Annotated in this window: 23 protein-coding genes; 17 read left to right on the top strand and 6 right to left on the bottom strand. The window is 44.0% G+C overall.

Going from position 1 to position 21,839, the window contains the following annotated elements; translation table 11 throughout:
- The first annotated feature begins 67 nt into the window (after positions 1 to 67).
- On the top strand, positions 68 to 565 hold the full coding sequence (locus tag AC0VYQ_RS03860) for a GNAT family N-acetyltransferase (protein ID WP_088836469.1): 498 nt from the start codon (positions 68 to 70) through the stop codon (positions 563 to 565).
- Positions 566 to 732: 167 nt separating this feature from the next.
- Here AC0VYQ_RS03860 and AC0VYQ_RS03865 read toward each other — a convergent pair whose 3' ends face one another.
- The 3 genes from AC0VYQ_RS03865 to AC0VYQ_RS03875 all read right to left on the bottom strand — a co-directional run bounded on the left by AC0VYQ_RS03865 (position 733) and on the right by AC0VYQ_RS03875 (position 4,415).
- Positions 733 to 2,196 (bottom strand): glycoside hydrolase family 32 protein, encoded by a 1,464-nt coding sequence (locus tag AC0VYQ_RS03865; RefSeq protein WP_214892906.1) that lies wholly within the window; start codon positions 2,194 to 2,196, stop codon positions 733 to 735.
- Between the two features lie 86 nt (positions 2,197 to 2,282).
- The gene (locus AC0VYQ_RS03870; protein WP_475404283.1) at positions 2,283 to 3,881 is read right to left on the bottom strand and encodes a cache domain-containing sensor histidine kinase; all 1,599 of its coding nucleotides are present in this window, start codon (positions 3,879 to 3,881) and stop codon (positions 2,283 to 2,285) included.
- 42 nt (positions 3,882 to 3,923) lie between these two features.
- Positions 3,924 to 4,415, bottom strand: coding sequence for an N-acetyltransferase family protein (locus tag AC0VYQ_RS03875; protein ID WP_475404284.1), 492 nt, complete (start codon positions 4,413 to 4,415; stop codon positions 3,924 to 3,926).
- 155 nt (positions 4,416 to 4,570) lie between these two features.
- On the opposite strand from AC0VYQ_RS03875, the gene AC0VYQ_RS03880 reads away from it, so the two are divergent.
- Both AC0VYQ_RS03880 and AC0VYQ_RS03885 read left to right on the top strand, forming a co-directional pair.
- A complete protein-coding gene (locus tag AC0VYQ_RS03880) occupies positions 4,571 to 5,488 on the top strand; it encodes an ABC transporter ATP-binding protein (RefSeq protein WP_214810688.1) in 918 nt (305 codons plus the stop codon).
- Positions 5,466 to 6,209, top strand: a complete 744-nt coding sequence (locus AC0VYQ_RS03885) for an ABC transporter permease (RefSeq protein WP_088836474.1) — start codon at positions 5,466 to 5,468, stop codon at positions 6,207 to 6,209. Before AC0VYQ_RS03880 ends, AC0VYQ_RS03885 begins: the two co-directional genes overlap by 23 nt.
- Before the next feature lie 44 nt (positions 6,210 to 6,253).
- Here the strand turns inward: AC0VYQ_RS03885 and AC0VYQ_RS03890 are convergent, their stop codons facing one another.
- The gene (locus tag AC0VYQ_RS03890; RefSeq protein ID WP_251137150.1) at positions 6,254 to 6,895 is read right to left on the bottom strand and encodes a YczE/YyaS/YitT family protein; all 642 of its coding nucleotides are present in this window, start codon (positions 6,893 to 6,895) and stop codon (positions 6,254 to 6,256) included.
- 155 nt (positions 6,896 to 7,050) lie between these two features.
- On the opposite strand from AC0VYQ_RS03890, the gene AC0VYQ_RS03895 reads away from it, so the two are divergent.
- The 14 genes from AC0VYQ_RS03895 to AC0VYQ_RS03960 all read left to right on the top strand — a co-directional run bounded on the left by AC0VYQ_RS03895 (position 7,051) and on the right by AC0VYQ_RS03960 (position 20,936).
- Entirely contained in the window at positions 7,051 to 7,614 is a 564-nt protein-coding gene (locus tag AC0VYQ_RS03895) for a glycerol-3-phosphate responsive antiterminator (RefSeq protein WP_088836476.1), read from the top strand.
- A 189-nt stretch (positions 7,615 to 7,803) separates the two neighbouring features.
- On the top strand, positions 7,804 to 8,628 hold the full coding sequence (locus AC0VYQ_RS03900; RefSeq protein ID WP_214802676.1) for an MIP/aquaporin family protein: 825 nt from the start codon (positions 7,804 to 7,806) through the stop codon (positions 8,626 to 8,628).
- A 28-nt stretch (positions 8,629 to 8,656) separates the two neighbouring features.
- Entirely contained in the window at positions 8,657 to 10,147 is a 1,491-nt protein-coding gene (gene glpK, locus AC0VYQ_RS03905) for a glycerol kinase GlpK (protein ID WP_029332840.1), read from the top strand.
- Positions 10,148 to 10,284: 137 nt separating this feature from the next.
- Positions 10,285 to 11,958 (top strand): glycerol-3-phosphate dehydrogenase/oxidase, encoded by a 1,674-nt coding sequence (locus AC0VYQ_RS03910; protein ID WP_475404285.1) that lies wholly within the window; start codon positions 10,285 to 10,287, stop codon positions 11,956 to 11,958.
- 561 nt (positions 11,959 to 12,519) lie between these two features.
- A complete protein-coding gene (locus AC0VYQ_RS03915; protein WP_475404286.1) occupies positions 12,520 to 13,203 on the top strand; it encodes a DsbA family oxidoreductase in 684 nt (227 codons plus the stop codon).
- Positions 13,204 to 13,236: 33 nt separating this feature from the next.
- Entirely contained in the window at positions 13,237 to 14,226 is a 990-nt protein-coding gene (locus tag AC0VYQ_RS03920) for a lipoate--protein ligase (RefSeq protein WP_029332843.1), read from the top strand.
- Between the two features lie 51 nt (positions 14,227 to 14,277).
- Complete coding sequence (locus AC0VYQ_RS03925) at positions 14,278 to 15,165, top strand: SDR family oxidoreductase (RefSeq protein WP_159172707.1); 888 nt, start codon at positions 14,278 to 14,280, stop codon at positions 15,163 to 15,165.
- A 125-nt stretch (positions 15,166 to 15,290) separates the two neighbouring features.
- Positions 15,291 to 16,835: a fatty acid--CoA ligase family protein gene (locus AC0VYQ_RS03930; RefSeq protein ID WP_214845846.1), complete on the top strand. Its 1,545-nt coding sequence runs from the start codon at positions 15,291 to 15,293 to the stop codon at positions 16,833 to 16,835.
- Between the two features lie 121 nt (positions 16,836 to 16,956).
- Positions 16,957 to 17,388, top strand: a complete 432-nt coding sequence (locus AC0VYQ_RS03935) for a methylglyoxal synthase (RefSeq protein WP_088836481.1) — start codon at positions 16,957 to 16,959, stop codon at positions 17,386 to 17,388.
- 101 nt (positions 17,389 to 17,489) lie between these two features.
- Positions 17,490 to 17,645 (top strand): hypothetical protein, encoded by a 156-nt coding sequence (locus AC0VYQ_RS03940; protein WP_167331094.1) that lies wholly within the window; start codon positions 17,490 to 17,492, stop codon positions 17,643 to 17,645.
- Positions 17,646 to 17,776: 131 nt separating this feature from the next.
- Positions 17,777 to 18,442: a response regulator transcription factor gene (locus AC0VYQ_RS03945; protein WP_088836482.1), complete on the top strand. Its 666-nt coding sequence runs from the start codon at positions 17,777 to 17,779 to the stop codon at positions 18,440 to 18,442.
- Between the two features lie 11 nt (positions 18,443 to 18,453).
- Positions 18,454 to 19,821 (top strand): HAMP domain-containing sensor histidine kinase, encoded by a 1,368-nt coding sequence (locus AC0VYQ_RS03950; RefSeq protein ID WP_251137151.1) that lies wholly within the window; start codon positions 18,454 to 18,456, stop codon positions 19,819 to 19,821.
- Positions 19,822 to 19,931: 110 nt separating this feature from the next.
- Positions 19,932 to 20,405, top strand: a complete 474-nt coding sequence (locus tag AC0VYQ_RS03955) for a competence protein ComK (protein ID WP_034801199.1) — start codon at positions 19,932 to 19,934, stop codon at positions 20,403 to 20,405.
- A gap of 120 nt (positions 20,406 to 20,525) precedes the next feature.
- Complete coding sequence (locus tag AC0VYQ_RS03960; protein WP_475404287.1) at positions 20,526 to 20,936, top strand: hypothetical protein; 411 nt, start codon at positions 20,526 to 20,528, stop codon at positions 20,934 to 20,936.
- Between the two features lie 72 nt (positions 20,937 to 21,008).
- On the opposite strand, the gene AC0VYQ_RS03965 is transcribed toward AC0VYQ_RS03960, so the two are convergent.
- Together AC0VYQ_RS03965 and AC0VYQ_RS03970 are read right to left on the bottom strand one after the other, a co-directional pair.
- Positions 21,009 to 21,347 carry a hypothetical protein gene (locus AC0VYQ_RS03965; protein ID WP_029332850.1) on the bottom strand — a complete coding sequence of 113 codons (339 nt, stop codon included), beginning with the start codon at positions 21,345 to 21,347 and terminating at the stop codon, positions 21,009 to 21,011.
- Positions 21,348 to 21,406: 59 nt separating this feature from the next.
- On the bottom strand, positions 21,407 to 21,787 hold the full coding sequence (locus AC0VYQ_RS03970; protein WP_088836484.1) for a truncated hemoglobin: 381 nt from the start codon (positions 21,785 to 21,787) through the stop codon (positions 21,407 to 21,409).
- Between the last annotated feature and the right edge of the window lie 52 nt (positions 21,788 to 21,839).

Raw genomic sequence — 21,839 nt, forward strand, 5'->3', positions numbered from 1 at the left:
GGGAATTGATGTAAGTCTAGTGAGCTAAAGTAGCTCTTTTTGAAATAGACGGAAGGATGAAAAAACCATGTCTCAAATCAGATTATTTATGTATACGGATGAACACTATGAGCAATGCGATGCCTTTATACTTCCGGAAGAACAAGTTCAATTTACGACTTTCCCGACTCGTGTCGTAACGGAAGCGTTAGAAAATCCAGATAAGTTTCCTGTCGTCATCAAAAAAGACTTGGAAGTCGTCGGCTTTTTCATCTTGCACTTAAACCCCCCAAAAACGCATCGGACAGAAGAACAAAGTGTTCTCTTACGTGCATTTTCGATTGATGCTAAACATCAAAAACAAGGGTATGCCAAAGAAGCGATGTTGCAGCTACCAAAATTCGTTCAGCAACACTTTCCACAAGTAACTGCCATTACATTAGCTGTCAATAAAAAAAATATCGCGGCTAAATCGTTATATTTTAAAACCGGTTATGTAGATACGCTCCAATCAGTCATGGGACCAATCGGCGAACAACACATACTCGCTTTTAGCTTGCAAAAAGAAACGCAATTAGAGCGTTGAGTACCATCGAAAAGGCTTGAGATACAATACAATCGGATGATTTTGAACAGGACGAAATTAAAGAAGGGATTGCGCATCGATTTTAGATGGCAATCCCTTCTTTAATTTTTTTTAGAGCAAATCACGTGTTTCGGACTCTCGGTCTAAAAGTGCTGTGCTTTTTATATTTACAATTCGTAGATCGCAATATCCGCTGTCAAATCACCGATTAACGTAATATCCTGACTCGTTGATTTCGGGAAAATGCGAGTGGAAGCGACAGCTTCACCGTCATTCAAAAAGATTTCGATTGATGAGCGATCAACGAATAGCCGTAGTTGATGTAACGGTTGTTCTAATTGAACAGTACGTGTCGTACCGTAATCGACAGCAGGAACTTCAGCGCCAGAACGACTACGATCAAGCGTAAAGCGTTGTGTCATCGCATCATAAGTTAGGACGGTTGCTTCCTGGTCAGCGGCTCGAACATGTATCTCGAACTGCGTTGTTTGAAGTGCTAAGTTTGATAGATCGAGTTCAAATGTCTCTGCTTGGGCAATCACCATCGCATGATTAATTTCAGTAGATTGCGCGTAAATTGTACGTTTTCTAAGAAGATCGAGTTCACGGACAGGCAGTTGTTTCAAACGTCCTTCCTGCAACGTCAGTTCACGTGGAAGTGTTAATGCATGAGCCCAGTTATACATGTCGCTCGGATATGAAATGTCTGGTAAGCCCATCCATCCGACTAAAATCCGGCGTCCATCTGCTGCTTGCGTCGTTTGGGGGGCATAAAAATCAAACCCGAAATCGAGTTCTGAGAAGGCATGGTGTTGATACGTTAACTCAGGCAAAGCTAGTTTTTCCCCAATCATGTATCCGGATTGGAAAATGTTTTGATAAGCGTCCCCGTCCGGCTCAATGCCTTGTGGGCTGAATAATAAAATACCTTTATCGTCGAGCTCGAAGTAATCAGGACATTCCCACATGTAGCCAAAGTCAGGGTATTGTGTCTTCAACTCTCCGAGGAACGTCCATGTTTCAGCATCTTCCGACTGATAGAGGACGGTGCATCCCGTTAAATCGTCGCGCTGAGCTCCGATGATGCAATACCATGTACCAGACGCTTCCTGGAAGACTTTCGGGTCGCGAAAATGTTCTGTGTAACCTGCAGGAACGTTCGGGATCGCAGGAGGTAAGTGCTTGTCGATGCGACCATCCGAACGCAAATGACCAACGATTTGACTTGGATGCCGTACCCAATCTGCATCGCGTTTGTTTCCTGTATACATAATATGGACAGCACCATCCTTAATGAAGCCGCTACCTGAGTATGCACCATGGGAATCTGCATCATCGTTCGGAATAAGTGCCGCGCCTTCGTCAAACCAATGGACTAAATCTTTTGATGTCATGTGATACCAATACTTTAGACCATGAACAGGGCCAAGTGGGAACCACTGATAAAATAAATGATACGTTCCGTCGTGATATACAAAACCGTTCGGATCGTTTAGGAGACCGGTTGGAGGTTGGATATGGTAAGAAAACCGCCAAGGAGAATTTCTTACTTCTTCCTTCATTGTTTGATAAACTTCCGGTGCGATATCTGAGAGGGGGCGATAGCGTGCCTCGCGTGTCCACTGATTCATGCTGACAGCTCCTTATGCATTTATTTATATTTTTTCTTCTATTTGCTTACATTACGGAGAGCGTTCCCTCTTGTCAATGTCTAATGTTAGCGATGGAACGTCAATCGACCTTTACCAAGTTTTTTAGAATCATATAGTGCAATATCAGCACGGTGGATGACTTGTTCAACCGATTCGTTTAATCGTCGCGTCGCAATTCCGATACTTACCCCAATCTGAAGTGTGGATTGATCGATGACATAGGAATCTGAAAGATACGCTATGATTTCTGTTCCGTACTGATCGAGTAAATCGAAGGATACGACATCGTTCAAAACGATTAAAAATTCATCTCCGCCAAGTCGTGCGATCATACTGTTCGGGCGTCTCATCTGGCTCAAACGTTCAGCTACTTCTTTTAATAATAAGTCACCTGTCTGATGTCCAAATCGATCATTGATTGCTTTGAAGCCATCTAAATCAATATAGAGATAGATTTCGGGCGTTTCATTTAAAGAAATCGCATGTAAGTAGTTCGACAGTCCGTTTCGGTTCGGTAAACCGGTCAGCGGATCGATGAGCGCTAACGTCTCATACGTCGTTCGTTGCTGTTCTGTATCAGACAGCTGAGCAATCAGTTGACGTAAGGCAACCGATAGAACGGTGATTTCTCGAATTCCTTTATGGGACGGGATTGAGATTGAATGATCGTGTTGCATCTGCTCAGCAGCCAGTGTAATTTTCTTGAGTGGTTTCGTAATGAGTTGCGCGATGAACCAACCGATGACGGCAGTAACGATGGAAGCAATCAGTCCAGCGAAAAAAATAAATTTCTTCAATAGGATGGCGTCGTTAAAGGCGATTTCACTTGGTTGACGGACAAGAATCGTCCAGCCGAGACCATCGTAGTTTTTGTAGCCTTGGCTTTTAGTCGAGCCGGTCAAATAGACATTTCCATCAGACCATTCCGATACATGATAACCGGACTCGACGGGTTCGACGAGATTCTGTGGGAGCGCTTTACCGCGCCACTCATTCGGTCCGAGTAAAACAGTCCGTTGATTTTCGCTGACGATGAAAAATTCTAAACCCTCGATTTGTTTGGTTGAACTCTTAAAGCTTTGTTCGATTTCTTTTGCCCAGGCGAAGCTCAGGTGCGCTGCAAGGACGCCAGTCAATCGACCATCAGTGAATAAAGGGGTGCTGATATCAACGAACTGTAAAGGTTCATTACTCGGATTGGGAAGCAGTTTTGCAAGCAAGACGGCATCATGGACATCACCAATGAATGGGCGTTCTGTCGCTTCTTGGAAGACGGGGCGTGATTGAATCGATTGCCCTTCTAAGATTTGATCCGTCGAAGCACGCACTGTACCGTTCGCATCGAGTAGACCAATCCAAGAGAAATCAGGAATTTGTTGCTGGAGTTGTTCTAACGTCGTTCGCGTGACAGGAACGTCTGCTGAATTTTTAAGCGTCGGAAGCGTAGCAAGTAGATTAACTTCTGCTGCCCGTGACCACATGTAATGGTCGAGTTTATCAGACAACTGGTAGGCAGTCGCAGACAACGTCATTCCGACTTCTTCTTTTAGGCGATCTGTTGCACGGTCACTAATAAAAAAGGTCAAACATAAGGTCACTGTAAAAAAGAGTAGGGCAATTAGCATTGCAAGTAACACATCAAAACGAATTGATAACTTTTGCATCTAGTGAGCTCCATTTCACCTGTAAATATACGATGACGTATTCTACTTTATTTTATCATAGTTCCTCGACGTGTCTTGAAATTTGACGAAAACTTCGACCTCCTGGTTCGTATTAGAAATACTTTTCTGTTCGAAAATATAACCTAGTTTCCGCCAAAAAGATTGTCCGATTTGATTTTTTGGAAGAACAGCTAAACGAATGACGTCTTTGTTCTTTAAATAACGTTCATGAAAAGTATGATAAAGGATTGTACCGACTCCCTGGTGATGATAGCGGCCATCAATCAAAAAGAGACCAATCCAAGTTGATCCGTCCCGTGGATGTTCAGGCAAATAGTCGATAATTGCAAAAGGTCCCACATCACTTCGATATAGAAGACTGACGGTTTCGGGGTTAAGGAACTCTTCTGTGAATGCTTGACGAGTTAAAGGAAGTTGACGATTTTCTAGCTGAGCATATGCCAGGTTGTGATTAAAAATGGTTTGAACATCTTTAAAGTGCTCTGGGGTGATTTCAATAAACGTAACGTCCATGTCGAACCTCTCTTTCATCAATCTCGTAACGCTCAATGCTTTTATTATACAAAGAGCAAGTGGGTTTTGATTACATAATTGTAAGAAAAGGAACTTTTTCTTTTATTTCCCGTACAATGTAAAGGTAGAGTGAAAGAAATGAGGAGGCGAAAAAAATGTTGAAGATTGAACATATCTCGAAGCGGCTCGGAAAAGAGCAAATCTTAAAAGATGTCAGCTTTGAAGTTGCACCCGGAGAAGTCTTTGGATTTTTAGGTCCGAACGGTGCAGGGAAAACGACGACAATTCGAATCATTACAGGGTTGTTAGAGCAGGACGAAGGTAAAGTGACCGTGAATGGACACGATGTCGTCGAGGAGCGTTCGAAAGCATTGACGCAAATTGGAGCGATTGTCGAAAATCCGGCATTTTATCCATATATGACAGGGAAGCAAAACCTCGTTCATGCGAAAAACTTAATTCCAGGTTTAGGTGAAGTCGACTACGAGGCACTTTCCCGTCTCGTTGGGCTGGAAGGGAAGCTGTCGAAAAAAGTCGGCGAGTATTCTCTTGGGATGAAACAACGTTTAGGAATTGCCCGCGCTTTATTACATAATCCGCGTGTTCTCATTCTCGATGAACCGACGAACGGGCTTGACCCAGCCGGAATCGCAGAACTGCGTGAATATTTACGGGCGATGGCTCGGGATCAACAGATTGCGATTTTAATATCGAGTCATATGTTGGGTGAAATGGAGCAGATTAGCGACCGGTATGCCATCATCGATCAAGGTGTCATCAAATCTGTCGAATCCGTCCGCAATGAGACGGGATCGAAAATTTTATTACGTGTTGCGACGGAAGAAACGGAAGACGTACTTGAAGCACTTAAAGCAGCAAACTATCAAGCGGATCTGTGGAATGATCGAATCGTCGTTACGGCTCCTGAAACGGCATGCCCGGCAATTGCTCGCCTAGTCGTTCCGATTGCTGATTTACACGAGTTAACCATTAAACGGATGACGTTAGAAGAACAATTCTTGCAAGTCACGAAAAAAGAGGGGGATTCACATGCTTTCACTCATACAAAATGAATGGATGAAATGGTGGACGATGAAAAAATCGAAAATCGTATTGGCCTTGTATGTACTCGTTACGATTGGAATCATCATAATCGCAAAGACAAATGATATCGATTTTACGCGAAGTGAATTTTATTCAATCACGTCGATGGTTTTAATTGCACTGCTTGGTATCATCACAATCGTCTTCACAGCTGAAGCGATCGGTAATGAAGTCCGGTATGATACGATGAAACATTTATTGATGAGTCCATATTCCCGGATGACGATTTATTTCTCGAAATTAGCGTTTTCCGTTCTCATCATGCTCGGTCAGTTCCTGTTTATCGTCCTGCTTTCATACGCATTGTCATTTACGTTCTCTGAAGCTGGAGACCCACTCGTCATGCGGGATACCTGGTTACAACTGGTAGGTCCAATCTTTACGATTTTCATGACGTTATTCTTTTCGCTCGTTTTCCGCTCCGTCGGAATGATCATCGGTTTTACTGTACTTGCTCAGTTCTTTACTTCGATTGCCGGGAACGTCTTGCTTGCCTTTAAACCAGAAATCGCGAAATGGATCGTCTTCATGCACCTCGATTGGTCGATGTACTTCGATGGTTCACTAATGGCAGAGATGGCTAATCAAATGGATACGACATTGACATTCTCCGTGCTCTTTGTACTTGCGCATATCTTAGTATTGCTCGGTGGATCAATTTTAATCTTCCAAAAGAAATCATATACGTAAAAAAATCCCGTCCTCAAATGATTCGCGAGGGCGGGATTTTTTAATTACTTCACTCGATTGGAAATCGGGAAAATCCGCTGGAAAAATTCAATTAACGGACCATTCAATAATAAGAACACAAAGGTTCCGACGCCAATCCCAATCAATTCGTGTTCGACGATGGAAAGAACACTTGCGATGAGGAAAGGGATTGCTAAGCTGATCGTCGCACCGATTGTCGTACTCTTGAAACGACTGATTAACGATTTCATCAAGTAATCAGGCGGCATTAAGACGAAACCGATTTGTAGATAAAGGGCGAGACCTAATGAAATCATCGGCATCCCGATTATCATATAAACCGAACGGGTTACAAGGTTCGATGGCACATAGAGTAGCTGATGAATAGCTAAGAAAAAGTCAATCGCAACACCAAATAAAACGACGAGCGAAAAACTTAAAATAATTGTCCACCAACTAAAACGACTTCCTAAAGCGAGAGCGCTGCCGAGCGCGAAGATATGCAGACAAACGATTGCTAACCCGACCGTTAAAGGTGAAATTCTCGCTAAAGCTTCGCTGGCGGAAGTCCAAGGAGCACTCCCGATTGCGGCGGTGACCATAAAGCTGTTCCCTAAGGCGTTGATGATGATGGAAAATAAGTAAATCGTAATTCGTTTTTGTTGACTCATGGTGGAACGTAGCAAGTGATGCTACGCTTCTCACCTCCTTTTCAGACAGTTTTACGTTAAGGTATACCCTAAAAGTGTTGATTCTTTTCATGGAAATTCAGGAAATCCCATTGCGAAACCCTTACTGGACACGACATACTGAAAACAATTCAAAGAAATGGGGAGAGACGATGACTTATTTTGGTCAGAAAATTTTACCGTCCGTCAGGAAACTTGAGGACTTTGAAAAAATGCTGAAAAGTCCGTATGAATACGGGGTGTTACTCGAGATGCACGTCTCGCGTTTAAAGTCGGTTTATGAATTAGCCAATCGATATGATAAAAAAATGTTTTTGCATATGGATTTAGTTCAAGGACTAAAAAATGATGAATACGCGACGGAGTACGTCTGTCAGGAATTAAAGCCATATGGTGTCATTTCGACGAAAGCGAGCGTCATCTTAAAGGCGCGTCAAAAGAAAGTTAAAACGATGCAACGGATGTTCCTGCTCGATTCCAGTTCACTCGAAAAAAGTTATCAATTGATGGAGCGGACTCAGCCTGATTATATCGAAGTGTTACCCGGATTGATGCCAAAATACATTGAAGAAGTTAAACGAAAAACGGGACGACTCGTTTTTGCGGGTGGGTTGATTGATACGGTCGAGGAAGTAGAACAAGCGATCGCAGCGGGTGCGTCGAGTATTACGACGTCCAATAAAGAGTTGTGGCGACATTTTGAACCTGAACGATGAAAGCGCTATGATAAAACGCACAAAAAGTGTTTGACAGCGTTTTCATCGATTGTTATAGTGACATTAAGTTAATACACAGTGACGGAGAAATCGGAGATTCACGCTTTTATTCCCTTTGAGTAATTCTCAAGAGGGAGGAAGTGTGAATCTCTTTTTTTGTTGCTATTTTTATAAAAGGGGGAATAGAACATGTCAGCAGTACTAGCAGAATTTTTAGGAACAGCCTTACTTGTTGCGTTAGGTAACGGAGTCGGGGCAGGGGTTTCGCTATCAAAGTCGTATGCTAAAGACGCTGGATGGATTGTCATTACGTTTGCTTGGGGATTTGCGGTAGCGTTGTCCGTCTATGCCGTCGGTCAGTTCAGTGGAGCCCACTTGAACCCTGCCGTCACACTCGGATTAGCCTTTGACGGTTCATTCGCTTGGGCAGATGTACCAGGATACATGATCGCGCAGGTCTTAGGTGGAATCGTCGGTGCCAGTATCGTTTATCTTCATTACTTACCGCACTGGGCAGAAACAAAAGACCCGGCAACAAAATTGGGTGTTTTCGCAACGTCACCCGCTATTCCACATACATTCGCAAACGTTGTCAGCGAATTGATTGCTACGTTCCTGCTCGTCGTCGGAATCTTATCGATTGGTGCTAATACGTTCTCAGATGGTTTGAATCCACTCATCGTCGGCTTTTTGATTGTTAGTCTCGGTATGTCATTCGGGGGAACGACAGGCTATGCAATGAATCCGGCACGTGATTTAGGACCGCGGATCGCACACTTCATTTTACCGATTGCAGGAAAAGGATCATCGAATTGGGGTTACGCTTGGATTCCAGTACTCGGTCCCGTATTAGGCGGAAGCTTAGGTGGATTATTTTATCGGTCTGTTTTCTCAGGCAAGGATACACCGGCCTTCATTATCGTCGGACTTGTGACAATTGTCATTTTAGGTTTATGCTATAAATTCGGTATTCGTCCGAATAAAGAAACGTCAGTAGCGTCAAAGTCAGCTTAACTTACTAGATACAAAGGATGGGGAAGAGATGGAGAACTACATTTTATCATTAGACCAAGGAACAACGAGTACACGAGCGATTCTGTTTAACCAAGCAGGGGAAATCGTTCATTCCGCCCAACGTGAATTCACGCAGTATTTTCCAAAACCGGGTTGGGTCGAGCATAATGCGAATGAAATCTGGGGTACAGTCCTTGCAGTTGTCGCAACATGTTTAACAGAAGCGAACGTAAAAGCGAATCAAATCGCTGGAATCGGGATTACGAACCAACGTGAAACAGCAGTCGTTTGGGAAAAAGAAACGGGTAAGCCAATTCACAACGCAGTTGTTTGGCAATCCAGACAGACAGCTGAAATCTGTGAAGAGTTACGTGAAGCGGGTCATGGTGAATTGTTCCGTTCAAAAACTGGTCTTTTAATTGACGCTTACTTCTCAGGTACAAAAGTCAAGTGGATCCTCGATCACGTCGAGGGGTCACGAGAACGTGCAGAACGAGGAGAACTCTTATTCGGAACGATTGATACGTGGTTGATTTGGAAGTTGTCAGGTGGAAAAGCGCACGTGACAGACTATTCAAATGCCAGTCGGACATTGATGTACAACATTCATGAACTGAAGTGGGATGACGAATTACTTGAGATTCTTGATGTGCCTAAAGCCATGCTTCCTGAAGTCCGTCCGTCGTCTGAAATTTATGCGAATACAGCAGGTTATCATTTCTTCGGTGAGTCGGTTCCGATCGCTGGAGCAGCAGGCGATCAGCAAGCGGCATTATTTGGTCAAGCTTGTTTTGAAAAAGGAATGGCGAAAAACACATATGGTACAGGATGCTTCATGTTGTTGAACACAGGAGAAAAACCAGTCGTTTCGGATCACGGCTTATTGACGACGATCGCTTGGGGTGTCGACGGAAAAGTCGAATATGCACTCGAAGGAAGCATCTTCGTTGCCGGATCAGCAATTCAATGGTTGCGCGACGGCTTACGTCTCATTAATGATGCGAAGGAAACGGAAGCTTACGCAAAACGTGTCACTTCTTCAGACGGCGTCTATGTCGTTCCGGCATTCGTCGGACTCGGGACACCTTACTGGGATAGCGACGTCCGTGGAGCAGTCTTCGGCCTGACGCGTGGAACAGAAAAAGAACACTTCATTCGTGCGACACTCGAGTCGCTTGCGTATCAGACACGCGACGTCTTGACGGCGATGGAGCAAGATTCAGGAATTGAAATGTCGGCACTTCGTGTTGATGGTGGTGCTGTTAAAAATGATTTCTTAATGCAGTTCCAAGGCGATATCATCAATGCACCAGTTGAACGTCCGGAAATCAATGAGACGACGGCACTTGGTGCTGCATATCTTGCAGGACTCGCAGTCGGATTCTTTAAGGACAAAGAGCAAATCGCGGCACATTGGAAAATGGATCGTCGTTTCGAACCAGAGATGGATGAAACAGAAAGCGATGCATTATATGACGGATGGAAAAAAGCTGTCCAAGCTACGATGTTGTTTAAATGATGTGACATATGTTATATTGGGTATAAGTTAATAAACCGGTCGGAGAATATGGAGAGACCACAACAGCAGTTGGCATAGTCAGCTTGTTCGTTGTGGTCTCTTTTTTTCTTTTTCGAACCTAACAGGAGGAACTATTCATGGCTAACCAATCTTTTTCAAGCAAAAACCGTACAGACGTCTACAATCGATTGACACGTGAAGAACTTGACATACTCGTCGTCGGTGGCGGAATTACAGGCGCAGGAATCGCACTCGATGCTGCGTCACGCGGCATGAAAATCGGTCTCGTTGAAATGCAAGACTTTGCAGCCGGGACGTCAAGTCGTTCAACGAAACTCGTCCATGGTGGTTTACGTTACCTGAAACAATTTGAAATTCAAATGGTCGCTGAAGTCGGGAAAGAACGAGCAATCGTCTATGAGAACGGACCACATGTTACGACACCGGAGTGGATGTTACTACCGATGCATAAAGGTGGTACATTCGGACCGTTCAGTACGTCAATCGGACTCCGTGTCTACGATTTCCTAGCGGGTGTCAAACGTTCAGAATGGCGTTCGATGTTATCTGCAAAAGAAACACTCGCAAAAGAACCGTTAGTCAAACAAGACGGATTAAAAGGTGGCGGCTATTACGTCGAGTACCGGACAGATGATGCACGATTGACGATTGAAGTCATGAAAGAAGCCGTCAGTCACGGAGCACGTGTCGTCAACTATACGAAAGCTGAAGAAATCATCTACGAAGCAGGTAAAGTCGTCGGGATGCGTGTGACAGATCTCTTAACAGGAGATGTTCATGAAATCCGTGCTAAAAAAGTTGTGAATGCAACAGGACCATGGGTCGATGAGTTACGTGAGAAAGATGGTTCAAAAGTCGGGAAACAACTTCGTCTGACAAAAGGGGTTCACGTTGTCATCGACCAATCTAAGTTCCCACTCAAACAAGCAGTCTATTTTGACACACCAGACGGTCGGATGATTTTCGCGATTCCACGTGACGGTAAAGCATATGTCGGAACAACCGATACGTTCTTCGATAAAGATACAGCGCATCCGAAATTCACTGTCGAAGATCAAGATTATGTCTTAGACGCGATTCGCTACATGTTCCCAGAAGTCAAAGTCACGGCGGAAGACGTCGAGTCAAGCTGGGCTGGTGTTCGTCCATTGATTTATGAAGAAGGGAAAGATCCTTCTGAAATTTCACGGAAAGATGAAGTATGGCAGTCAGAGTCAGGACTCATCACAATCGCAGGTGGTAAATTGACAGGATACCGCAAAATGGCAGAGCATGTTGTCAACCTGGTCGCGAAACTATTAAAAGAAGAAACGAACCGTGCCTATGCGCGTTGTTCAACAAAAAATATGCCGATCTCAGGTGGACATGTCGACGGAGCAAAAGGTTTCGAACGGTTCTTGAAATCGCAAGCACCAGCAAACGGACTCACTTCAGAAGAAGTCTTGTTCCTTGCGCAACGTTACGGATCAAACATCTCTGAAGTATTGACGTATGCTGCAGCTTACGATCAAGCAGAAACAAAACTTCCGCGTGATGTCTATGCACAGCTCCATTATGGAATTGAGCAAGAAATGGTCGCACGTCCAATCGATTTCTTTATTCGTCGGACCGGAGCTGTTTTCTTCAATATCGCTTGGGCACGTCAGTATAAAGACGCAGTCATCGAAGAGATGAAACAACACTTGAACTGGACGGAAGAACAAACGAAACAGTATACAGAAGAATTAGAAATTGAAATTAACGATGCGTCACACGCACTCGTTACTGAAAAAGCTTCTGCCGCTAACTGAATGAAATAAGTGTGTAATGCCCCCGACGAGATGTCGGGGGCATTTGAGGTTGTAGACAAACGCTTATGAAGCGTGAACATGCGATATCGAGATGCTATCAACTCGCGATTCCCTGTCCCGCCTCGTCTTCCAAGTGGCAATCGGTCGCGCCGCTACAGCAAAGTTGCAGGAGCGCGACCGATTGCTTTTCGCGGTCTAAAGCGATTCAAGACGGATTGTGCTCTAAACCGTATGCATGCCTTTCCCTCACGGTATCACCTAAAAAGCGTCACGTGTCGTTGACTCCTACGGGTGAAAGTGCGTGTTTAACGCACTTTCAGAGGCAGGCAAGACCCTTCTCGTTGTCCGTTAGGATCAAGGCGCAATGGCTTGCGCCTCACCCGAGGAAAGCAACGAAAAAAGACGCTTTTATCTCTCGAGATTACTTTATCTACACGTTGTAATGCTCCCTACAATACGTCGGGGGCATTTTTCCATGACTTGAAATCAGATTAATTGCAAGAGGTGTCGCTGAGGATTATGCTTAGTCCATACTGAAAAATCAAAGGGAGTTGGAATGAAATGAAAGTAGAAGTATGGTCAGATTACGCGTGTCCGTTTTGTTATATCGGGAAAAAACGTCTAGAAAAAGCAATTGAAGCGAATGGAATGAAAAATGTCGAGGTCGAATTTAAAAGTTTTGAACTCGATCCGAATGCACCGGCTGAACCGACGAAAGGATTATATGAAATTCTTGCTTCGAAATACGGGACGACAGTCGATGAAGCACGCAATATGTCACAAGGCATCGTTGAGTCAGCGAAAGCTGACGGATTAATGTACGAAATGGATCGTGTCGTTCCTGCCAATACATTTGAAGCTCATCGCTTGACTCAACTCGCGAAAAAACATGGTAAAATGGATGAGATATCGGAAGCACTCTTTCAGTCTTACTTCATGAAAGGGGAGAACTTGAACGATCCGTCAATCTTGACGCGCGTTGCGCAGGAAGTCGGACTCGACTCAGAAGAGGTTGAGGCATTCCTTGCATCAGATACTTCAACAACTGAAGTCCGGGAAGAAGAAGATATGGCACGCGAACTTGGTGTGACAGGCGTTCCCTTCTTCGTATTTGATCGTAAATATGCGATTTCAGGTGCGCAACCCGTTGAAGCGTTTAGCCAAGTGATGGACCGGATTCAAGCGGAACAAAAGATTGAAGTCGTAGCAGATGGTGATGCTTGCGGAGTCGATGGTTGTAACTAAAATCTAGGCTAACAAAAGGAGAACGTACCCTACATGAAACTTATCTTTCACCCTGAAATTCGAGATGCGCGGATTAACCTTGCTGTCGAAGAATTCATCTTGAATAACTTGAACGTCAATGAAGAAGACTATTTTTTATTTTATATCAATGGTCCTTCCATCATCGTCGGAAAAAATCAAAACACGAATGAAGAAGTCAACTTGAAGTACGTCGAGGATCATGGCATTCACGTCGTGCGTCGTCTATCTGGTGGTGGAGCGGTTTATCACGACGAAGGAAACTTGAACTTCAGTTTCTTGACGAAAGATGACGGTGATTCGTTTAATAACTACAAAAAGTTCACGGAGCCTGTCGTGCAAGCCCTTCACAAACTGGGCGTGGAAGCTGAGCTATCTGGGCGAAACGATATTCATGTCGGAACGCGTAAGATTAGTGGGAATGCTCAGTTTACGACCCGTGGGCGGATGTTTAGCCACGGGACATTGATGCTTGATTCGAATATTGAAGAAGTCGTCAATGCGTTAGTCGTCAGCGAAGAAAAAATGCGATCAAAAGGAATCAAATCAGTTCGTAGTCGTGTCGCCAATATTTCTGAATTCTTAACTGAACCGTTGACGATGGATCAATTCGTTGATCATCTGCTCGCTTCGATTTATGAAGGAAAAGAAATCGAGCGTTATACGTTGACGGAAGCAGACTGGGAAAAGGTTAATGCGATTTCAGCAGAACGGTATGGCAACTGGGACTGGAACTTCGGCAAGTCTCCGAAGTTTGATGTCATCCATAAAAAACGTTTCCCGATCGGAACGATTGATTTCCGGCTTAATGTTACGAAGGGCATCATTCAAGAAGCGAAAATCTATGGAGATTTCTTTGGTGTCGCGGACGCCTCGGAAATTGCTCAAGCATTAGAAGGAAAACGATACGACCGTGCGTCACTACGGGAAGTATTAAGTCAGTATGAATTAAAAAAATATTTTGGTGCTGTCGAACTAGACGAAGTACTCGACGTTTTAGCATAAGCTTTTTTGGGAAAACTCTCTCTATCAACTTGCATAGGGGGAGCTTTTTTTATGGGCTACAATAAAGATAACTTTTTAGAAGGTACGTTAGAGGATTTCATCAATTTTGAACAGGTCTCAGAAGGGTTACCAAAAACAGAGGATAATCAACCGCTCCCTTACTATGAACGTGACGATTATCGTGCGGCCGGGAAATTAAAAGGCAAGGTCGCAATCATCACTGGTGGTAATTCCGGAATCGGACGTGCCGTATCGCTTGCCTATACGCTTGAAGGTGCGAAAATCGTGATCGCCTTCTATGGCGACCAAGAGGGCGCGGAAGAAACGAAAGCGCGTGTCGAAGAGCTTGGTGGGGAAGTGCTCCTGTCTAAAGGAGACATTGGAGACGCAGCTTATTGTGAAGAACTCGTTCAAAAAACAATCGACAAATTTGGCCGCCTCGATATTGTCGTCAATAATGCGAGTATGCAAAAACCAGAAGACTCGCTTCTCGATATTGAAGACAAGTCGCTGGAGAAGACATTCAAAACAAATATTTTTGGAATGATGCGTCTTGCACGTGCTGCTTTACCACACCTCAAGCAAGGATCTGCCATCATCAATACAACATCATCAACAGCATATGAAGGCAATGCCCTTCTGATTGATTATTCTTCAACAAAAGGGGCGATCGTCAGCTTCACGCGAAGTTTATCCATGAATCTCGCAAAACAAGGGGTTCGTGTCAATGCTGTCGCACCAGGTCCGATTTGGACACCGTTGATCACAGAGACGTTCCCCGATGAATCGGTAAAAACATTCGGTAAAAATACACCGATGGATCGACCGGGCCAACCGGCAGAAATGGCATCCGCGTACGTGTTCTTAGCATGTAACGATTCGAGCTATATGACAGGACAAGTGCTTCATCTCAATGGTGGCGTCATCGTCAACGGATAATGATAAAGAACGTGAAAACGTTTCCATAAAATGATATACTATCCATACTAACGCAAGCGTTATGTATGGATTTTTTTTGCGTAAAAAATGAATGGTTGTTCATTTGAAGGGGGAAGTTAATGATGATGGGATTGATTCATTCTGTAGAGGAGACCGCCCGGAGAAGTCCGGATGCAGTCGCCTACGTCTTCGAAGACACGAAAGTCAGTTATCATGAGTTTGTCGAGAAGTTCCACCGGGCAGCAGGGGCATTAGAAGCGAACGGGATTCGCAAAGGGGATCATGTTGCATTGATACTTGGGAACAGTCCAGCGTTTTTAGTTGGGTATTATGCCATCATGAAGCAAGGGGCGATTGCGATTCCAATCAACCCAACATATACACCGGATGAAATCGGGTACATTTTGATGAATGGGGACGTTAAAGGAATTCTTGGGATTGCTCCGCTCGTCGAAGCAGCAAAAGCACGGTTAGTTCATTTACCGAACTTATCCGTTGTCGTATCGGTGCCGTTTAACGGAGTAATTGGCCCAAGCGAAAAAATCGGGAATGTTGAATTTACGACGTTAGAAGACTGGCTTTCCATCGAACATCCGGTCAAAGACGTGATGAATGAACTCGATGATACGGCAGTCATTTTGTATACGAGTGGAACAACAGGGAAACCGAAAGGCGCCATGCTCTCACACCGTAACTTAACATCAAATGCACAATCGATTGGTGAATACTTAAATGTGTCAGAGCGCGACCGGACGCTCGCTGTGTTACCGATGTTCCATGTCTTTTGCTTGACGGTCGTCGTTAACGCTTCGTTAGCACACGGAGCATCAATCATCATTGCACCACGTTTTTCACCCCAAGAAACGTTTGAACTGGCGAAAAAAGAGCAAGTTACGATTTTTGCCGGCGTACCGACAATGTATAATTTCCTTCTTCAGACGGTTCAAGCCCACCCGCATTTTGCAGATTACTTTGCGTCGAGCCGATTATTCGTTTCCGGTGGAGCGAGTTTACCGGTTCCTTTACTTGAATCATTTGAAAAGACGTTCAACTGTCACATACTAGAAGGATACGGCCTATCAGAAGCCTCACCCGTCACGTGCTTCAATCCGTTAAATGGAATCCAAAAGCCGGGGTCGATCGGTCCGTCAATCATCGATGTCGAAAATAAAATTGTAGACGAACTCGGACAAGAATTACCGGATGGTCAAGTCGGAGAGTTAATTGTCCGTGGACCGAATGTCATGACGGGCTATTATAAGATGCCGGAAGAGACACAAGCGACGCTACGCGACGGCTGGTTATATACGGGAGATCTCGCGAGAAGAGACGAGGACGGTTATTTTTATATCGTCGATCGGAAAAAAGATATGATTATCGTTGGTGGTTACAATGTCTATCCACGTGAAGTCGAAGAAGTGCTCTATAAACATCCAGGGGTCGTCGAAGCTGCCGTGATCGGTGTACCAGATGAAGAGATGGGAGAAGCCGTCAAGGCATTTATCGTGTTAAAAGATAGCGTCACAGAAGCAGAACTTCTCGATTTTTGTGCGATTTCACTCGCGAAATACAAGTGTCCGACACGTCTCGAATTCATTGATCAATTGCCACGCAATACGACCGGAAAAATTTTACGGACCGTGTTGAAAAAACAACCATCCAATTCATGACATCCTTCTTAACCGACGACGTTCAAGCGTGAACATCGTCGGTTTTTTAGTCTATTCATGAAAATGAGAGGTTTTTGAAGGCGCGTTTGAGTGCATATACTCTAGAGAGGAGGACGATAAAATGAACATAGCATTGATTGCACATGACGAGAAAAAAGATGAGATGATCATGTTTGCCCGGGCCTACCAGGACTATTTAGCAAAGAATCAATTGTACGCCACGGGGACGACAGGGAAGCGGATCGTCGAAGCGACGGCGCTCGACGTACACCGCTGTAAATCTGGACCACTTGGTGGCGATCAAGAAATTGGCGCGATGGTTGCTCGAGGGGAAATTGACATCGTGATCTTTTTACGTGATCCGTTGACGGCACAGCCTCATGAACCGGATGTATCGGCCTTGATTCGCTTATGTGATGTCTATGACTTGCCGTTAGCGACAAATGTCGGGACGGCTGAGATTTTAATTAATGGGCTTGAACAAGGTGATTTTAAATGGCGTGAAATTATTCAAAAGCGACGGGAAGAGGAACAAGATAAATTTTCTTCGTAACAAACTGCTTGAGAACGCTTCTCATTTTCGTTTCATCGTGTTATAGTCGTATTGAAGATGATACTGATTATCAATTGCGATAGAAAAGGGCGGCGAAAACAATGGAAATCATTTTAATGACAGGTGTCACGGTCTTACTCGGTGGAGGAGCAACCTTCTTAGCACATATTGTAAAGACGGAACGTCGTCATATTGCGACAGATGTTAAAACGAACGTAGAACGTGCAACCTACCCATCGTTGCGCCTCGTAAAATAAATAGTGTTACTGACTAAACGCGCCTCTTTTTGGATAAAAGAGGGCGTTTTTTTCACATTTGGAGTGTTCTCACATAATTGTGCGGAATTCCTTTGATACACTACAAAAAAAGGACTTAGTCAGGAGTGACAGTGATGCATACGATTTATTTAGTGGATGATGAAGTGAATCTGAACCGCGTGCTCGTAAAATATTTAGAACAAGAAGGATGGCAAGTGAAATCGTTCACCTCTGGGGAAGCGGCAGCTTCAGCGATTATTGAAAAGCCTGATTTATGGGTGCTCGATATTATGTTACCGGATATGGACGGATTTCAGTTGATTAAACGGATCAAGGCACATGATGAGACGACACCTGTTATTTTCATCTCTGCCCGAGACGAAGATATCGACAAAATCATCGGCTTAGAAATGGGCTCGGATGATTACATCGCGAAACCGTTTTTGCCAAGAGAACTTGTCATTCGTGTCAAAAAAATCTTAGCGCGCGCCTATGCGACACCAAAAACAGGAGTGATTCAGTATGGCGATTATACAATCTATCCTGAAAAACGAGTCATCGAAGAAAATGGTCAAGAAATTGATTTGACCTCAAAAGAGTATGATTTGTTGATTTTATTCGCGACACAAATCGGGACGCCAATGTCCCGTGAACAGATTCTTGTCAGTGTCTGGGGTGATGATTACTTTGGTTCCGATCGTGTCGTCGATGATTTAGTTCGACGAGTCCGGAAAAAATTATCCAAACTTGAACTAGAGACGATTTATGGGATTGGCTACCGGTTGGTGTCTGCATGAAGAATCGGAGTTTGGGATTTCAGATTTGGGCGATGTTTCTACTCGTCATCGCAACGCTCTCGATCGTTATCCTTGTCGTCATGCGGTCATCGATTGGAAACTTTATTGATGAACAGGTCTATTCGACATTAGAAAACAGTGAAGTCTTCTTTTCAAAAGATGCTTCTGTCATCGACATGTTGCAGGACAATCCAATAGAATTTGATCGTCGAAAACAGGAGTCGCGTTCCGTTAATATTTTGTTGCTTTCGAAAAATGGGAAACTCTATTATGGGGGAGCCCCGCAACAATTGATTGATCAGATGTATCGTGATGCGATCAATCAAAAAGCAGAAACGGAAAAATATACGACACAACTTGATAAAGAAGACGTCTATTACAGCATTCTCAAGATAGAATCGGAAGGGGAGACGTATTATCGTGTCTCTTATGTCTGGGATGCCTATCGTCAAGAACTGATTACGCAATTGTTTTCAAAAATTGGCTGGGTCGTCGTAATTGTGAGTATCTTGACATTGTTCATCGCTTTTTGGTTAGCACGTCGCTTGACGCAACCATTGATTGAAATTGAAGGTGCAGTCGGAAAAATTGCAGCGCAACAGTGGAATACGCCACTTCCTCTTGATCGCGGAGATGAAATTGGTCGTTTGGCACGATCGGTCAATGCCATGCGCGTCGATTTAGAAAAGCAGGATAAAGCACAAAAAGCGTTGCTACAAAATATTTCACATGACCTGAAGACACCAATCATGGTCATTCGCAGTTATGCACAGTCCATTTCTGACGGGATTTATCCGGATGGTGATTTGACGGGTTCGGTCTCGGTAATTGAGGAAGAGGCCGAGCGGTTAGAAAAGAAAGTCGCTGCCTTGCTTTACGTGACGAAATTGGATTACTTTGAATTAGATCGTTCTACATGGGATACGATTGATTTAGACCGAATGGTTCATTTATTACAAAGTCGTTTCTCGAGTACAAAGCCGCTCACGTGGACGATTACAGGGGAAGCCGGTCTTGTACTTGGCGAAGGAGAACAATTACGGGTTGCACTTGAAAATGTAATTGATAATGCGATGCGATATGCCGAGACATCGATTGATATTCGTTTATCCGGGACCGAAGAGATAGCTCAAATCGAGATTGAAAACGACGGTCCGCCACTCGATTCATCATCACCACTTTTTCATCAATTTTCACGTGGTAAAGAAGGTAAATTTGGTCTAGGTCTTTATATCGTAAAACGTATCGTTGAGCGTCATGATGGGGAAGTTTCAATCGAGAACCAAGCAGTGGGAAATGGAAAAGATAAAGTTCGTGTGATTTTCAAATTCCCACGTCATTTTAAGCCAGAGATTGACCAATCAACGAAAGAACTTTAAAAACGAGATAGCGATATCTCGTTTTTTATATTGGGAAATATCGAACAGTCGAGGGCGTACAGGTGGGTTCTTTGATATAAACAAAGTAATAGAAGAAGGGAGATAGCAGGATGCCACATAACATCACGGAAGAAACGTTAGCTCTTATTCCTCAGTACGGTCAATACGGGGAACCGCAAACACTACTTATTAAAGAACGGTCGGAACTTGTGCTCGAAGGACATCCGATCAAACTGATTGAAGAATCATGTTTGTATTTTGGTTCTTCGATGCGAGGAAGAATTGAAGCAGCACGACATATCTTAGGACCAAACCGAAAAACGCCGGTTTTAATTGATTGGCAAGCACAAACCATCTTCTTTCCGACGACAGCTAAAGAAAAGGCGGAGTGCATCTGGATTAACTTTAAACAAATGAAGACCGTTAAAAAGAGTGGCGGAAAGGTGCAAGTCGAGTTTCAAACAGGACAGCGGATTGATACCGCCGCATCTGCCTATAGTATTGAACGACAGCGGATTAAAACCCTAGAATTAGCTTACGAAATGCAACGACGCTTCCAGGGGACGGGACATGAACACGTTTAACAAGTGCAGAAAAGTGGAACACTCTAACAGGAAACGTTACCAATGAGAGCGAAATGAACTTGAGTAGAAACTGAATGCGCATTGAAGGGGAGGTGAAGCGACCGATCTGGTCGCTACACGATGAATGAATCATATGAATGGTTAAACCGTAGAAAATTACAGCCGGGCTTCGGTGTTAATGGAGGACGCCGTTTTATTAGTTCACGGATCGTTCGTCCAGAAAACACGCCCGGCAAACGAATTAAAGATATTAAGCGAACACGCCAACTCATTGTCGACGAGGCAGGAAATCGACGTTGGGTGACAAAGCGAGTAGTCGTCACAGATGCATCAAAACATATGACGATTAACCGCCGCACATCGATTGCGCAAAAAGAAGTAACAGAATCTCGCTTAGAGCAAGTGAAGCAAAAATTATCTTCGAAGAAAGTATTGATTCCCGTTTTAGCGGCGACAGGGCTTGCCGTTGCCGGAGGGGTAATCGCATATGTACTTCGTCGCAAAAAAAGAAACACTCCCGAGAGTGAATAAACAAGCGTATAAGAAAAAAGCCGCGTCCCTCATTTAATCCAGGGACGCGGCTTTCTCTATACATAACCTATCTTAAAGGAAACGTTTTCGAATCGAAGTTGAGAGTGCTTTCTCTGCAATTTCTTCGAGCTGTTTCAAATTCGTCGCGTCAAAACTATCATTATAGAAGCGACCAACGAATTCGACACGATCATAATCGAGTTCCTTGAAAATCAAATGCTTGTGGTCATCATAAAAGACGACACGGAAGTAATCAGAACCGCGCTCTAATGTGACGAGTCCTTTAATATGTTCGAGTTTCTTTTGCTCGTCAGACTTTTCTTCTTCAACCGGTTCCTCTGCAGTTTTCGCCTCTGCTTGTTCGAGTGCCGATTTCACTAAATCAGGTTTCTTATCTTGTTCTTCAGTCATAATTATCGCCTCCATCTTTCATTTTACATGGAAATGGACAGATGAGAAAGAAAAATCCCTCACGGTTCCTGATGAGCCTCACAAATCCGTAAGACGTTTAATGCACCAATTCGTAAGCGCTCCATCAAACGTTCAGCTACAGCTCGATTGGAAAGTGTCTCATAGATGGCCACTTCCATCAACTCCATCCAGCGAAAGGCGTGTTGCTGTTCAATTGGTAAGAGTCGGTGAATCATCGCTAAATTCGTCCGCGAATCATCTAACTCATATTGGCGTGGACCACCTGTTAAGTGTGTCAAAAAAATAACTTGCGCCTGCTCGACACGTTGACGATCATCAGGAAAAATCGGACGAAGTATGGGGTCGGCATAAACAAGTTGATAAAAGCGAGCGACTAGCTGTTCAAGCATCGGTTGTTTTCCGATGTCATCATATAGCATGGTATTCCTCCTGTCTAACTAATTTTAATTGGCTTCAGTGTAGCAAAAATAA

It is taken from the genome of Exiguobacterium sp. QJM3NY_9, assembly GCF_056173545.1.

What these genes read in the sequence shown, in the direction of transcription:
- AC0VYQ_RS03860 (WP_088836469.1), top strand. Translation starts at nt 68, where the DNA reads ATGTCTCAAATCAGATTATTTATGTATACGGATGAACACTATGAGCAA.
- AC0VYQ_RS03865 (WP_214892906.1), bottom strand. Translation starts at nt 2,196, where the DNA reads ATGAATCAGTGGACACGCGAGGCACGCTATCGCCCCCTCTCAGATATC.
- AC0VYQ_RS03870 (WP_475404283.1), bottom strand. Translation starts at nt 3,881, where the DNA reads ATGCAAAAGTTATCAATTCGTTTTGATGTGTTACTTGCAATGCTAATT.
- AC0VYQ_RS03875 (WP_475404284.1), bottom strand. Translation starts at nt 4,415, where the DNA reads ATGGACGTTACGTTTATTGAAATCACCCCAGAGCACTTTAAAGATGTT.
- AC0VYQ_RS03880 (WP_214810688.1), top strand. Translation starts at nt 4,571, where the DNA reads ATGTTGAAGATTGAACATATCTCGAAGCGGCTCGGAAAAGAGCAAATC.
- AC0VYQ_RS03885 (WP_088836474.1), top strand. Translation starts at nt 5,466, where the DNA reads ATGCTTTCACTCATACAAAATGAATGGATGAAATGGTGGACGATGAAA.
- AC0VYQ_RS03895 (WP_088836476.1), top strand. Translation starts at nt 7,051, where the DNA reads ATGACTTATTTTGGTCAGAAAATTTTACCGTCCGTCAGGAAACTTGAG.
- AC0VYQ_RS03900 (WP_214802676.1), top strand. Translation starts at nt 7,804, where the DNA reads ATGTCAGCAGTACTAGCAGAATTTTTAGGAACAGCCTTACTTGTTGCG.
- glpK (WP_029332840.1), top strand. Translation starts at nt 8,657, where the DNA reads ATGGAGAACTACATTTTATCATTAGACCAAGGAACAACGAGTACACGA.
- AC0VYQ_RS03910 (WP_475404285.1), top strand. Translation starts at nt 10,285, where the DNA reads ATGGCTAACCAATCTTTTTCAAGCAAAAACCGTACAGACGTCTACAAT.
- AC0VYQ_RS03915 (WP_475404286.1), top strand. Translation starts at nt 12,520, where the DNA reads ATGAAAGTAGAAGTATGGTCAGATTACGCGTGTCCGTTTTGTTATATC.
- AC0VYQ_RS03920 (WP_029332843.1), top strand. Translation starts at nt 13,237, where the DNA reads ATGAAACTTATCTTTCACCCTGAAATTCGAGATGCGCGGATTAACCTT.
- AC0VYQ_RS03925 (WP_159172707.1), top strand. Translation starts at nt 14,278, where the DNA reads ATGGGCTACAATAAAGATAACTTTTTAGAAGGTACGTTAGAGGATTTC.
- AC0VYQ_RS03930 (WP_214845846.1), top strand. Translation starts at nt 15,291, where the DNA reads ATGGGATTGATTCATTCTGTAGAGGAGACCGCCCGGAGAAGTCCGGAT.
- AC0VYQ_RS03935 (WP_088836481.1), top strand. Translation starts at nt 16,957, where the DNA reads ATGAACATAGCATTGATTGCACATGACGAGAAAAAAGATGAGATGATC.
- AC0VYQ_RS03940 (WP_167331094.1), top strand. Translation starts at nt 17,490, where the DNA reads ATGGAAATCATTTTAATGACAGGTGTCACGGTCTTACTCGGTGGAGGA.
- AC0VYQ_RS03955 (WP_034801199.1), top strand. Translation starts at nt 19,932, where the DNA reads ATGCCACATAACATCACGGAAGAAACGTTAGCTCTTATTCCTCAGTAC.
- AC0VYQ_RS03960 (WP_475404287.1), top strand. Translation starts at nt 20,526, where the DNA reads ATGAATGAATCATATGAATGGTTAAACCGTAGAAAATTACAGCCGGGC.
- AC0VYQ_RS03965 (WP_029332850.1), bottom strand. Translation starts at nt 21,347, where the DNA reads ATGACTGAAGAACAAGATAAGAAACCTGATTTAGTGAAATCGGCACTC.
- AC0VYQ_RS03970 (WP_088836484.1), bottom strand. Translation starts at nt 21,787, where the DNA reads ATGCTATATGATGACATCGGAAAACAACCGATGCTTGAACAGCTAGTC.